This window comes from Thalassobaculum sp. OXR-137, assembly GCF_034377285.1.
Classification (GTDB): Bacteria; Pseudomonadota; Alphaproteobacteria; order Thalassobaculales; family Thalassobaculaceae; genus Thalassobaculum.
Window position 1 is genome coordinate 226,607 of the sequence record NZ_CP139715.1, and the last position, 12,987, is coordinate 239,593.

The following is a 12,987-nucleotide window of genomic DNA, read 5'->3' on the forward strand; positions in this document are numbered from 1 at the left end:
CACTTCGCGTCAGCGGATGCGCTGCCCCGGCACAAGGCCGGGAAGTCCACTGGTTAAAAATTCAAAATATCCTCGTCATCCCGGCGGGCACCGGGCCTGACCCGGGGGTCAGCAGGGACCCAGCCGCATTGGCACGGTCCCGGGCAGCCCCCGGATCAATCCCGGATTAAATCCGGGACGGGGTCTCCCGGGATGACGGGTTGGAATGGCGAGGGGCGGCAGGCGTCCCGCCGCCCCTGCCCTCAGATCGCCGTCACCCGCTCCGGCGCCGGCGGAAGCTCGCCGCGTTCGACTGCGTGCACCGCTGTCACCAGGCCCCGGTTCGCCGGGGCGTCGATGCCGATCTCGGCGCCCTTCTCGGCGATGAAGCCGTTGATGTAGTCGATCTCCGTGCGGCGGCCCTTGGCGATGTCCTGGGCCATGGAGGGGCGGCTCTCCTCGCTGCGGCCCTCGCAGGCGGCGAGCATCTCGTCCTCGATCGCCTGGCGCTGCTTCGCGTCGCCCTTCCAGGCGGCGATCCACTCGTCGCCGGTGAACTTGCCGATCTTCTCCAGGTCGTAGCCCAGCGCCTTGCCGATGGCCGCCGCCTCGCCGCAGATGCGGATCTGCAGCCAGCGCACATCGGCGTCCCGCGCGCAGCCGTTGTTGCCGAGGCCGCTGGCCGCACTCACCCCGTTCTGGTGGGCGTTGGCGCAGAGCTTCGACCAGCGCTCGCCCCACAGGTTGGTGGTGGTCTTGGCGCTGTCGATGCCGGCCAGCATGCCGCAGACCCGCTCGACCCGCGGGGTGATGCGGCCATGGATCTCGCCGACCCGAAACACGGTGTGGCTGTTGCCGCCCAGGGGCACGCCGCGCTTGACCTCGCCCGGTCCGGTCATCTCGACCGCGATCTTGGCGGCAATGGTGCCGATCACCCGGCCCCAGCCGACCACCTTGGCGATGGTCTCCTCGTTGATGCAGTTCTGCAGCGAGACCACGTAGCCGTTCGGCGACAGGTAGTCCTGGATCATCATCGTGGCCCAGGCGGTGTCGAACGACTTGGTGCACACGAACGCGATGTCGATCGGCCCGGTCTTCTTCAGCGCCTGCACGTCGGTCAGGTGGATCGCCTTGGCCGGGGCGTTGAAGCATTCGGCCTCGGTCAGGCCGTAGAGATTCAGGCCGCCCTCGTTGATGGCGTTGACGTTCTCCGGCCAGGGGTCGATCAGGGTGACGTCCTCGCCGGCGCGGGAGAAATAGCCGCCGACATAGGCGCCCACGGCGCCGGCCCCGACGATCGCGATACGCTCGCTCATCTCTTGGTCTTCCTTGTCTCGGTTGTCAGTGCGGCCGGTCGCCGCCGCCGATGGTGAGGCGGTGCATCACCCGGCGTTCGCCCGGATAGTCGTTCAGCGCCATGTGCTGGGTGCAGCGGTTGTCCCAGATCACCAGGGTCCCCTTGCGGTAGGAGGCGCGGGCGGTGAAATCCAGGGTCCCGGCATGGGCCTTCAGGAAGGCGACCAGGGCGTCGCTCTCCTTGTCGCTCAGTTCCTTGATCCGGTAGAGGTGGCTGCCCGAGATGTAGAGCGCCTTGCGGCCTGTTTCCGCGTGGGTGCGGACCAGCGGGTGCTCGCTCTCCATCTTCGGCGCGTTCTCCACATTGGTGGCATCGAAACGGGTGCTGTTCATCAGCGCCGCTCGGCCGCCGCGCCGGCCCTTCAGATCGCCGCTATAGACGCCCGTCAGCCCGTCGACGAAGGCGCGCATGGTCGGGCTCAGGGTCTCGTAGGCGCGGTACAGGTTGGCCAGCACCGTGTCGCCGCCGCGCGAGGGGACCTCGTGGGCGTAGAGCATGGTGGCGATCGGCGGCCGCTCGTCGAAGGACATGTCGGTGTGCCAGGCGCCGCCGAAATTCTTCTCCTCGTCCGGCTCCTTGCGGATCTCGAACACCTCGGGATGCTCCTCCAGCCCCTTCACGAAGGGATAGGGCACCAGCGGCCCGAAGCGCTGGGCGAAGGCCTTGTTCTGCTCGATCGTCAGGTCCTGATCGTGGAAGACGAGAAGCTGGTTTTCCAGGAAGGCGCGATGGATCTCGGAGAAGATCTCGTTGCCGAGTTCCTTGGACAGGTCGACACCGGAGACCTCAGCGCCCATGGTGCCGCCGATGGGTTTTACGGTTATCGTCTCGTACGGTTGCATGCCGTTTCCTCCCGTGAGGACCGTCTGTTTTCGCGGCCTTGTACACAATCTCACCACGGGCCGACGCCCGGCGTCACCCCACCAAATTCGCGGAGCCCCTGTGTCCGAAGCCCTCCCCAAAAAGGCCGCCAACGCCTATCTGCTGCTGGTCCTGACGACCCTGTCCTGGGGAGCGAACGCGGTCGCCGCCAAGATGTCGGTGGGCGAACTGTCGCCCATGCTGCTCACCCTGCTGCGCTGGCTCGGCGTGGTCATCCTTCTGGCAATCTTCGCCCGCGGGAGGGTGGCCGCCGAATGGCCGGTGTTGCGCCGGCACTGGCTGAAGATCTTCCTGATGGGCGCGCTCGGCTTCTGCGTGTTCAACACCCTGATGTACGTCGCGGCCAAGCACACCCAGGCGGTCAATATCGGGATTCTGCAGGGCGCGATCCCGATCTTTGTGCTGCTCGGCGCCTTCGCGGCCTACCGGACGCCGGTGCGTGGGGTGCAGATCCTCGGGGTGGCGATCACTATGATCGGCGTGGCTCTGGTGGCGTCGAAGGGGGATTTCGGGCGGCTGGCGGCACTGGAGCTCAACTTCGGCGACGTGCTGATCGTCGTCGCCTGCGTGCTCTATGCCGGCTACACCGTCTCCCTGCGCAAGCGTCCGCCGCTGTCGGGGATGACCATGTTCGCAGGGCTGGCGACGGCCGCCTTTCTGACATCCATCCCCGGCGCCGGCTACGAGTATCTGGTCGGCGATCTCCAGGCGCCGACGGCCAAGGGCTGGGGGATCGTCGCCTTCGTGGTGATCTTCCCCTCGTTCCTGGCGCAGATCTCGTTCCTGCTCGCCGTCGACCAGGTCGGGCCCGGCCGGGCCGGCGTGTTCGTCAATCTGGTGCCGATCTTCGCCGCCGTGCTGAGCGTCGCGATCCTGAACGAAGCGTTCCACCTGTACCACGCGCTGGCCCTTGTCCTCGTGCTCGGCGGCATCGCCATCGCCGAACGGTTCAAGCGCTGACGGAGAGTGAGATGACCGCCACCCCCGCCCCCTTCACTCTCGCCATCCCTCAGGCCGATCTCGACGACCTGCGGGAGCGGCTCGGCCGCACCCGCTTCCCCGACCGCACGCCGGGCGAGGCCTGGGCCTACGGCACCGACCCGGACTACCTGCGCGAGCTGGTGGCCTATTGGCGCGACAGCTTCGACTGGCGCCAGGAGGAGTCCGCGCTCAACGCTTTTCCCCAGTTCCAGGTCGAGTTGGACGGCATTCCGCTGCATTACCTGAAGGTCGAGGGTTCGGGGCCGGACCCGATCCCGCTGCTGCTGCTGCACGGCTGGCCGGGCTCGGTCTTTGAGTTCCTGGAGCTGATCCCGCTGCTGACCGACCCGGCCGCTCACGGCGCCCCCGACGCGCCCTCCTTCACCGTCATCGCTCCGTCCCTGCCCGGATTCACCCTGTCCTTCCGGCCGGATCAGAAGCGGTTCTCCTGCGAGGAGATGGCCGCGACCCTGGCCAAGCTGATGGGAGAGGTGTTGAGCATCGACCGCTACATGGTCCAGGGCGGCGACTGGGGCGCCTTCGTCGGCTCGCGCATCGCCTTCGACCATCCCGACCGGGTGCGTGCCCTGCACCTCAACTTCCTGCCTTTGCGCCGGGATGCCGCCGTGGCCGAGAACCCGAGCCCGGAAGAAGCAACATACCTGGAGGAGCTGGCCGTCTTCCTGCGCGAGGAGACCGGCTATCAGGTGATACAGGGCACCCGGCCGCAGACCCTGGCGTCGGCCCTGGTCGACAGCCCCGCCGGGCTCGCCGCCTGGATCGCCGAGAAGTTCCATGTCTGGACCGATAACGACGGGCGGATCGAGAACGCCGTCAGCCGCGACCGGATGCTGGCCGACATCTCGCTCTACTGGTTCACCGGCGCGGTCGGGTCGTCCTTCTGGCCGTACTACGCCCGCGCCCACAGTCCGTGGCCGATCCCGCTCGGTGGCCAGATCACCGTGCCGATGGGCTATCTGCAATCACCGCGGGAGATTCTGCGCCCGCCCCGGTCGGCGGCGGCACGGGTCTACACGGACATCCGGCGCTGGGAATCCTTACAAAAAGGAGGGCATTTCGCCGCCTTGGAGAATCCGACTGCGCTGGCGACCGAGATCCGTGCCATGGCAGACGCCGGATAGAGCCCTCGAGGCGAAATAGGAAAATCAATTTTTGAGTGTGAATGCCTAACCTGATACGCTGAGCGCTCCAGTTCGGGAGGAGCGGTCATGGGCAACGGAAAAGCACCAAAAACAGGCATGAAACGGCGCGATTTCCTGGCGGGTGCCGGTGCGATGGCGCTGTCCAGCCCGCTGATGGCACGCGCGGCGGTGGCCCAGGGCACCGGTCCCGGGATCGCCCCGGCCGGCGCGAAGATCGCGCGGCTCGGCATCTATCCGGCCATCGGCATCTGCCGGGTCGGTGGGAGCAAAATGTGGTTCCACGCGCCGGAGGTCCCAGGCCTGCCGCCGAAACCGGCGGACGGCCAGTTCAAGGACGGCACGGAGAAGATCAAGAAGCAGGCCCAGCGCTTCCGCATCTACGCCTTCGACAAGGACGGCCGCGTGATCAAGGAGATCACCGCCGCCGACGGCGCCATCCAGTGGACCGTCCACGTCGCCAATACAAAGGCGGCCTGGTACGGCTTCAACAACCCGATGGACAATGGCGACCTCGCCCCCGGCCTGCCCGGGCAGCGGCGCAACCAGTATTTCACCCGCACGGAGCAGCGCCTCGAGAATCTGGTGATCGACGGCAAACCGACGACGATCTCGGGGACCGACACCAATCTCGGCGGGTCCGACGAAGCCTTCGCCATGGGCGGCACCTTCTGGGGCACCGAGCCGGTGGGCCTGGGCCATCTGCAGACCGACAGCGCCGGACATCTGCTGGTGGTGCCGCCGGACGGCGTCTCCAAGAGTCCGACCGGCGCCGGCATCACCAGCTTTGCCGACAATAACGGCTGGCATGACGACTGGTGCGACGGCCCGGTCACGGCGACGGTCACCCTGTCCGACGCCCTGCCGACCGAGGCGGACCTGGACACCAACGCCGACGCCGCCTGGGTCGCCTGCGTCGGTCCGAACTTCGCGCCGGAGATCGCGCCGGTCTCGACGATGTACGACGTGATCTACGACATGAACGTGCGCATCGGCTGGCAGTCCCGGCCGGCCAAGCCGTCCTTCACCAAGGACATCTATCCGACGCTCCAGCGCCTGGGCCAGATGCAGTGGCTGACCGACGCCGCCAATCTGCGCGAAGCCTGGATGGGCGAGTATGTCGACTTCGCCGATCCGGCCTTGATCGACCGGCTGTCGAAACCCGTCAACACGGAGCTCCGCGCCCAGGCCTTCGCCCAGATCCGCCCGCCCTTCGAATTCTCCGGCAACACGGCCGCCGAGTATTTCACCGAGCAGCAGCTCAAGGTGCCGTACATGCTGGGCGACGGCATCAATTACGACGGCAGCCCCTATCAGTGGTTCCAGATGGTTCACCTCCAGTACCAGTTCCTGGTCGACTGGAAGGACGGCAACTACATCGACGACTGGAAGCCGGACGAGAAGGGCATCACCGATTTCGACGAGATCCCGCTGGACCAGCAGCCCCTGGCTCTGACCCAGGCGGCCCTGATGCCGCTCAGCGGCGGCGCCTTCCACCCGGGGGTGGAACTGACCTACTACCTGCGGCACAAGAACCTGTACGCCCGCGCCCATCCTCAGGCGGACAAGCCGCTGTCGGAACCGTTCCGGGTGGCCCTGGGCGACCGGCCGACCCTGCTGCAGGATGTGGGCGCACTGCTGACCCCGGAACTCACCCTGGTCGGCGACCCGGACAAGGGGATCGCCCCGGCCGTCGGCCCCTGCATGCCGGGCGACCTGACCCGCTGGATGGGGCTGCCCTGGCAGTGCGACGCGTTCAGTTGCCAGCAGGTGCTGATGCAGAGCGACTTCCCCACGGCCGTGTGGTGGCCCGCCCTGCTGCCGATCGACGTTCTCCCCGTGGCCTTCCTGGAAGACCAGGTGATCAAGGGCGAGACCCGGGACGGTCGGAAGCTCGGCCGCGAGCAGCGGGTCAAATACTTCAACCGGCGCGCGGACTGGAAACGCGGGGTGGCCGGTATCGGCTACCACGCCAATGCCAGCTACTGGGACGGCATCACCGACATGATCCAGCTCTGGGAGCGTATGGGCTTCGTGGTCAAGCGCGAGGTCCCGGAGGAGGTCGCCCGCGAGCTGGGCATCCCGCGCGAGGTCTATGCCGAGGTGCAGCGCGGCGACACCATGGAGTTCCGCTTCAAGTGGCGTCCGACGGACGGGCAGCTCCCGAACTGAGGCGGCCATGGCAAGGACCGTTGCCGTCATAGGGGCGGGCATCGCCGGACCGGCCGCGGTGCTCTCGCTCGCCCAGGCCGGGCTGGACGTGGTCTGGATCGCCCCCCCGCCCGAAGCCGGACACGATCCGGTCGGCGAAACCCTCGCCCCGGCGGCCAATCCGATCATCGAGCGTCTCGGCCTCGCCGAGGCGATGGCATCGGCCGGCCACCGCCCGTCCCACACCACCCTGTCCGCCTGGGGCAGCGACCAGCTCGTCGACCGCAACGCGATCCTGCATCTGGAGGGGCCAGGCCTGGTTCTCGACCGCGCCCGGTTCGAGGCGGACCTGCGGCACCACGCGGAGACGGCCGCCGGCCGGATGATCGCCGCCAGGCTGAGCGAGGCCCAGGCAGCGCAGGGCGTCTGGCACCTGACCCTGGAGGGCGGACAGACGGTGACCGCCGAGGCGGTGGTGGACGCCTCGGGCCGGAGCGCCGCGATCGCCCGCCACCACGCCGAGCGCCACCGGGCCGACCAGCTCATGGCCGCCCATGCCTTCCTGCCGCATCGCGACGACACCGTCGAGCCGACCCGGGCGGTGCTGATCGAGGCGGTGGAGACCGGCTGGTGGTACGCGGCGCTGCGTCCGGACGGAAGCCTGTCGGTCGCCTATTTCACCGACCCGGACCTGCTGGGCGAAAGTCCGACCCGCGGCCTGGATGCCTGGACCCGGCTGATCGGCGAGACCCGGCATATCGGCCGGTGGATCGAGGATGCGGGCTTCGCCGTCGAGGCCGCGCCGCAGCTGTCGAGCGCCGGCACCACATGGCTCGTCCCGCCCGCCGGCCGAGTCGGGGACGCACCGTGGATGGGCGTGGGCGACTGCGCCGCGGCCTTCGATCCACTCTCCTCCCATGGGCTGACGACCGCGCTCTGGGCGGGAGCGCGGAGCGGCGGCGTGCTGTCGGCGGCCCTGCAGGGCGACGACACCGCGCTGGAGGCCTATGCCCGGTCGGTCCTGGACGGGGTGGCTGGCTTCCTCGCCCAGCGGCGCAGCATGTATGCCCTGGAGCGCCGGTTCGCCGATGCGCCGTTCTGGCAACGCCGTCACGGCGCGGGGTAAACGGGGGCGGCGCCCCGCTACCGGAACAGGAACCGCTTGTGGGCGTCGGCCATGTTGCGGGCGCGGATCAGGAACTCCTGGGCGGCCCGAGGGTCGACCGTGTCGGCCAGGGTCTCGGCGAACAGGGCGAGCCAGCGGTCGAAATGCGCCGCCGTCAGCTCGCCGATCCCCGCATGCACTCGCATCGGCATGCCGTCATAGCGGCCGGTCAGGTTCAGCACCGACGACCAGAACGCCTTCAGCCGCTCGAAATGCGCCGGCCAGTCCTCCACGTTGCGCATGAAGACCGGGCCGAGCACTTCGTCCTCCCGGGCACGGCTGTAGAAGGTCTCCACGACGAGCGAGATGTCGTCCTCGCTGACCCGGGCGAAGGGCGGTTCCAGGGGCGGATTTGCTTCAGTGTTCATGCCGGCACGCTAGAGCAAATCACGATCAGATGGAAACATCTGATCGTGTGAATTTGCTCTATCTTGAACAGGTTAGAGGGCACGCCCCCGCGTCACGCGGCGAGACGGGGCGTGTAGAGCAGCTTCACATAGGAGCGCAGCAGCCGGATCTGCTCGGCCAGTACGCCCGGCTGTTTCAACGCCTTGGCCATCACGATGCCGCCCTCGGTCACCGACGACACCATGTCGGCGAGCGCGTCGATATCCACCACGTCGTTCGCCGGATAGCGGGCATGGATCGCATCGAAGATCCGCCGGAACCGGTCGCGCCAGGCCAGCACGCCCATCCGGTTCAGCTCGCGCACTTCGCGGTCGAACAGGACCTCGTTGTAGCAGTAGGTGGCGACCAGACAACCCGGATGCCCCTGCTCCATCTCGCCCATGATGGCGGCGAAGCGGTCGAGCCCGTCCAGAAAGGCGGCCAGCGGGTCCTCGCCCTCCTCCGCCGCGAACAGGTCGTCCAGCACCGCGTCGTCCCGCTTCAGGAAGCGGATCAGCATGGCGCGCGCCAGCTCGTTCTTGTCCCGGAAGTGATAGAAGAAGCCGCTCTTGGTGATGCCAACGGCAGCGATCACCTCCTCGATCGAGGTCGCGCCGAAGCCCTTGGCCAGCACCGCGTCCTCGGCGATGTCCAGAATCTTCTCCCGTGTCTGCTCTCCTCTGCGCATTTTCGATTTCCTCCTGCACGTACGGTTCCGCCTCCGAGGTAGAGGGCAATTGTTTCAGTTCGATTTCCGTACCGCAGGTTTACTAGCGTTAACCAATCCTTCCGGGGATTTTCGCGCCTCCCACAACCGGAGGAGGCCAACCATGGCACGCTATCGCACACGCCTGCCGCAGCTCGACGGCGGGCCCTTCCTGACCGACGGCGGTCTCGAAACCACCCTCGTCTTCATCGACGGCATCGACCTGCCGCATTTCGCCGCCATCGACCTTCTGCGCCGCGAGGGCGGCCGCGAGCGGCTGAAGCGCTATTCCGAACAGTATCTCGAGATCGCCCGGGCCAACGGCTGCGGTTTCATTCTGGAGAGCGTCACCTGGCGCGCCAGCCGCGACTGGACCCGCAAGCTCGGCTATTCCGAGGCCGAGCACCTGCGCCTGAACCAGATCGCCATCGCCGACCTGGCCGCCCTGCGCGACCGATGGGAGACGCCCGCCACGCCGGTCGTGGTGTCCGGCAATATGGGCCCGCGCGGCGACGGCTACGATCCGGGCGAGGTGATGACGGCGCAGGAGGCCGAGGCCTATCACGCCTCCCAGATCGCCCTGTTCGGCGACACCGAGGCGGACCTGGTCACCGCCATGACGATCACCAACACGCCGGAGGCGATCGGCATCGCGCGGGCGGCCGCCAAGCGGGCGATGCCCAGCGTCATCTCCTTCACCCTGGAGACCGACGGGCGTCTTCCCACCGGCCAGCCCCTGCGCGAAGCCATCGAGGAAACCGACGCGGCGACCGGCGGGACCGCCGCCTACTACATGATCAACTGCGCCCACCCGACCCATTTCGAGGCGGAACTGGTGAAGGGCGGCGACTGGGTGAACCGCATCCGCGGCGTCCGGGCCAATGCCTCGACCCGCAGCCATGCGGAGCTGGACAACTGCACCGACCTGGACGCCGGCGATCCGGAACAGCTCGGCCGCGACTATGCCCGGCTGCGGAAGCTGCTGCCCGCCGCCAACGTGTTCGGCGGCTGCTGCGGCACCGACCATCGGCACGTGGAGCAGATCTGCGGCCAGTGCACCTCCCATGTCCGGGCGGCCTGAGATGGACGGGATGAGCTATCTCGACCTGACGCTCCGGCCGGCCACCTCCGACGACGCCCGGGCCCTGGTCGAGATCGTCGAGATGGCGAGCGAGGGTCTGGTCACCCATATCTGGCGCGGGATGGCCGAGCCGGGCGAGAGCCCGCGCGACGTCGGCCTGCGCCGGGCGCGCCGGGGCGACGGCGCCTTCTCCCATGTCAACGCCACGCTCGCGACCTTGGCCGGGACCGTCCAGGGCGGGCTGATCGGCTACCCGATCGGCGCCGCCCAGCCGATCGGCTCGGACATGCCGCCCCTGTTCGTGCCCCTGCAGGAACTGGAGAACCGGGTGCCGGGAAGCTGGTACGTGAACGTGCTGGCGGTGATGCCCGACCGGCGCGGCCAGGGGATCGGCAGCCGGCTGCTGGTCGAGGCAGAACGCCAGGCCCGCGACTGCGGCTGCACCCGGATGTCGATCATCGTCTCCAGCGCCAATGCCGGGGCGCGCCGGGTCTACGAGCGCTTCGGCTTCGTGTTCGACGCGGAGCGCCGGATGGGCGAGAGCGCGTGGAAGAACCCCGGCACCCACTGGCAGCTTCTGGTGAAGCCGCTCGCCTGAGAGGTTAAGTGCGCGACAGCGCCCGGTGCGCCCGCGAGCGGAACTCCCGGCGGTACAGGATCGCCACCACCCACAGGGAGGCGGCGATCAATGCGACCGGGTGCAGAAACCAGGCGCAGGCGGCGAGCCCGAAATAATAGGCGTGCATCCCGCCATTGTAGTGCCGGGCCGCCAGGGTCGCGATCCGGGCCACCACCCGGGCTCGGGCCCGGGCGACCTCGGGATCGTCCGCCGCCCCCGGCTGCGGGATCGAGCCGAGCACGACCGCGGCGTTGTTGTGCAGCCGCAGCGACCAGGCGAGCCGGAAGAAGGCGTTGATGAAGACCACGATCAGCGCGCCGACCATCAGGCCGAACCGGTCCCGCGTGGTTTCCAGCAGATAGTCGAAGCCGTTCAGCACGGCGACCGCATGCTCGCTGCCGCCGATCATCGCCGCCAGGCCGCCGATCACGAAGATCGAGGTCGAGGCGAGGAAGGCGGAATTGCCGGCCAGCGAGCGCAGGATCTGGATATCGATGATCCGGTTGTCCCGGTGCACCGCCGCCTCCGTCCAGTCCCCACGCCAGCCCTGCATCAATCCGGACAGGTTCGCGCCGCGCTCGGCCGCGCGCTCGCCGAACATCTCGTAGCCGAGCCATGCGGAGACGAAGACGACCAGGGCCAGGACGTCGAACGGGGAGAGGATCTGCATCAGCGTGTTCATCACCGCTTGCGATAGCAGATTTTCCGCCGCGCCGCCGCTTGCGAATGCAGCCGCACCCGCCGACCCCTGTCGCTTTCACCCTGTGCCTCGGCGCGCGAGACGCTTACGGTTTGCCGACAAACGGCTCCCCCGAGGGGACCACAGGATCGGCCGGGAGGAAGGCATGGGATCGCTGGACGGGAAGATCGCCGTCATCACCGGCGCGGGCAAGAATATCGGCCGCGAGATCGCGCTGACGCTCGCCCGCGACGGGGCGGCGGTCGTGGTCAACGGACGCGGCGATCAGGCCGCCGTCGACGCGGTGGCGCAGGAGATCCGGGCCCTGGGCGGCCGCGCCTTTGGCCATCTCGCCGACGTGTCCGACGAGACCGCCGTCACCGCCATGGTCGAGCGGACGGTCGGTGCGTTCGGCGGCATCGACATCGTCGTCAGCAATGCTGGCCTGCGCCGCCAGACCCCGTTCCTGGAGATGGGCCTGGTCGAGTGGCGCGAGATCCTGTCGGTCGCTCTGGACGGCGCCTTCATCCTCGCCCGCGCCTGTGTGCCGCATATGATCGGCCGGCAGGGCGGTGCCATCGTCGGCCTGTCCGGCGTGTCGACCCATGTGGGCACGCCGGAGCGCTGCCACGTCTCCGCCTCCAAGGCCGGGCTGGAAGGGCTGATGCGGGCGCTGGCGGTCGAACTCGGACCGCACGGCATCACCGCCAATTCCATCGCCCCCGGTGCCATCGACACCGTGCGCGGGGCCGCTGCCGGGCAGATGCCCAGCAGCATGCGCGCCGCCGGCGTGCCGGCGGGCCGCAAGGGCCGCGTGGAAGAGATCGCCGCCATGGTCCGCCATCTGGTCGGACCCCACGGCCGGTTCATCACCGGCCAGACCATCCATGTGAACGGAGGAGCGTTCCTGACATGAGCAACCTGCCTTTCGAGAACGAGCCGATCTCGCCGCATATCGGGCTGGAGATCACCGGGCTCGACCTCAACGCGCTGGACGACGACACCACCGCCGCCCTGCGCCAGGCGTTCAACGACCGCCACGTGCTGGTGATCCGCGACCAGAAGCTGACGCCGGAGCAGCAGGTGCGCTTCGCCGAGCGGATCGGCGAGCCGGCCATCTACCCGCTGCTGAACGGGATCGAGGGCTTCCCGATGATCACCCCGATCATCAAGGAACCGGAGGAGCGCAACAATTTCGGCGGGCTCTGGCATAGCGACACGACCTACATGGAGACGCCACCGATGGCGACCATGCTGCTGGCGCGCGAGATCCCGCCGGTCGGCGGCGACACCCTCTTCGCCTCCCAGGTCGCCGCCTACGAGGCGCTGTCGGACGGCATGAAGGCGATGCTGGCGCCGCTGCGCACGATCAACAGCTCGGCCAAGGCGAACGCGACCAAGACCCGCGAGGACCGGGTGAAGGGCGACGACGCTAAGAAGGAGTTCACCTCCTGCCATCCGGTGGTGCGCACCCATCCGGAGACCGGCAAGAAGGCGCTGTACCTCAATGTCGGCCATACGGTGCGGTTCGACGGCTTCACCGAGGAGGAGAGCGCGCCGCTGCTCGGCTGGCTGCACCAGCACCAGGTGCGCGAGGAGTTCCAGTGCCGGGTGCGCTGGCGCGAGGGCACCCTGGTGATGTGGGACAACCGGGCGGCCATGCATCTGCCGGTGAACGACTACCACGGCCACCGCCGGGAAATGCACCGGATCACGCTCAAGGGCGACAAGGTGGCGTAACGCGGATCGGGTGTCGGCGTTACAAAAACATGTCATCCCGAACTTGTTTCGGGACCTCAAGGCCGGGCCAGCGAGGTCCCGAAACGAGTTCGGGATGACG

13 protein-coding genes are annotated in these 12,987 nt (G+C 68.2%); 8 read left to right on the forward strand and 5 right to left on the reverse strand.

From position 1 onward, the window contains the following. Nucleotides 1–242: 242 nt before the first annotated feature. On the reverse strand, nucleotides 243–1,295 hold the full coding sequence (locus tag T8K17_RS01060) for a 2-dehydropantoate 2-reductase (RefSeq protein ID WP_322332683.1): 1,053 nt from the start codon (nucleotides 1,293–1,295) through the stop codon (nucleotides 243–245). Nucleotides 1,296–1,320: 25 nt separating this feature from the next. Next, nucleotides 1,321–2,178, reverse strand: coding sequence for a TauD/TfdA dioxygenase family protein (locus tag T8K17_RS01065; RefSeq protein WP_322332684.1), 858 nt, complete (start codon nucleotides 2,176–2,178; stop codon nucleotides 1,321–1,323). A gap of 100 nt (nucleotides 2,179–2,278) precedes the next feature. Here T8K17_RS01065 and T8K17_RS01070 point away from each other — a divergent pair, with 100 nt between their 5' ends. From T8K17_RS01070 to goxB, 4 genes are all read left to right on the forward strand, one after another. Continuing rightward, a complete protein-coding gene (locus tag T8K17_RS01070; protein WP_322332685.1) occupies nucleotides 2,279–3,178 on the forward strand; it encodes a DMT family transporter in 900 nt (299 codons plus the stop codon). Nucleotides 3,179–3,189: 11 nt separating this feature from the next. Beyond that, complete coding sequence (locus tag T8K17_RS01075; protein WP_322332686.1) at nucleotides 3,190–4,341, forward strand: epoxide hydrolase; 1,152 nt, start codon at nucleotides 3,190–3,192, stop codon at nucleotides 4,339–4,341. A 117-nt stretch (nucleotides 4,342–4,458) separates the two neighbouring features. Continuing rightward, complete coding sequence (gene goxA / locus T8K17_RS01080; RefSeq protein ID WP_322332687.1) at nucleotides 4,459–6,531, forward strand: CTQ-dependent glycine oxidase GoxA; 2,073 nt, start codon at nucleotides 4,459–4,461, stop codon at nucleotides 6,529–6,531. 7 nt (nucleotides 6,532–6,538) lie between these two features. Continuing rightward, nucleotides 6,539–7,636 carry a glycine oxidase maturase GoxB gene (goxB, locus tag T8K17_RS01085; protein WP_322332688.1) on the forward strand — a complete coding sequence of 366 codons (1,098 nt, stop codon included), beginning with the start codon at nucleotides 6,539–6,541 and terminating at the stop codon, nucleotides 7,634–7,636. 17 nt (nucleotides 7,637–7,653) lie between these two features. Here the strand turns inward: goxB and T8K17_RS01090 are convergent, their stop codons facing one another. Together T8K17_RS01090 and T8K17_RS01095 are read right to left on the reverse strand one after the other, a co-directional pair. Beyond that, entirely contained in the window at nucleotides 7,654–8,043 is a 390-nt protein-coding gene (locus tag T8K17_RS01090; RefSeq protein WP_322332689.1) for a group III truncated hemoglobin, read from the reverse strand. 92 nt (nucleotides 8,044–8,135) lie between these two features. Continuing rightward, nucleotides 8,136–8,750 (reverse strand): TetR/AcrR family transcriptional regulator, encoded by a 615-nt coding sequence (locus T8K17_RS01095; protein ID WP_322332690.1) that lies wholly within the window; start codon nucleotides 8,748–8,750, stop codon nucleotides 8,136–8,138. 142 nt (nucleotides 8,751–8,892) lie between these two features. On the opposite strand from T8K17_RS01095, the gene T8K17_RS01100 reads away from it, so the two are divergent. Both T8K17_RS01100 and T8K17_RS01105 read left to right on the forward strand, forming a co-directional pair. Beyond that, complete coding sequence (locus T8K17_RS01100) at nucleotides 8,893–9,849, forward strand: homocysteine S-methyltransferase family protein (RefSeq protein ID WP_322332691.1); 957 nt, start codon at nucleotides 8,893–8,895, stop codon at nucleotides 9,847–9,849. 10 nt (nucleotides 9,850–9,859) lie between these two features. Continuing rightward, complete coding sequence (locus T8K17_RS01105; RefSeq protein ID WP_322332692.1) at nucleotides 9,860–10,447, forward strand: GNAT family N-acetyltransferase; 588 nt, start codon at nucleotides 9,860–9,862, stop codon at nucleotides 10,445–10,447. Between the two features lie 4 nt (nucleotides 10,448–10,451). Here T8K17_RS01105 and T8K17_RS01110 read toward each other — a convergent pair whose 3' ends face one another. Next, the gene (locus T8K17_RS01110; RefSeq protein ID WP_322332693.1) at nucleotides 10,452–11,150 is read right to left on the reverse strand and encodes a DUF599 domain-containing protein; all 699 of its coding nucleotides are present in this window, start codon (nucleotides 11,148–11,150) and stop codon (nucleotides 10,452–10,454) included. 163 nt (nucleotides 11,151–11,313) lie between these two features. On the opposite strand from T8K17_RS01110, the gene T8K17_RS01115 reads away from it, so the two are divergent. Further along, nucleotides 11,314–12,063 (forward strand): SDR family NAD(P)-dependent oxidoreductase, encoded by a 750-nt coding sequence (locus T8K17_RS01115; RefSeq protein WP_322332694.1) that lies wholly within the window; start codon nucleotides 11,314–11,316, stop codon nucleotides 12,061–12,063. After that, nucleotides 12,060–12,887 (forward strand): TauD/TfdA dioxygenase family protein, encoded by an 828-nt coding sequence (locus tag T8K17_RS01120; RefSeq protein WP_322332695.1) that lies wholly within the window; start codon nucleotides 12,060–12,062, stop codon nucleotides 12,885–12,887. The genes T8K17_RS01115 and T8K17_RS01120 overlap by 4 nt, the downstream gene beginning before the upstream one ends. Nucleotides 12,888–12,987 lie beyond the last annotated feature (100 nt).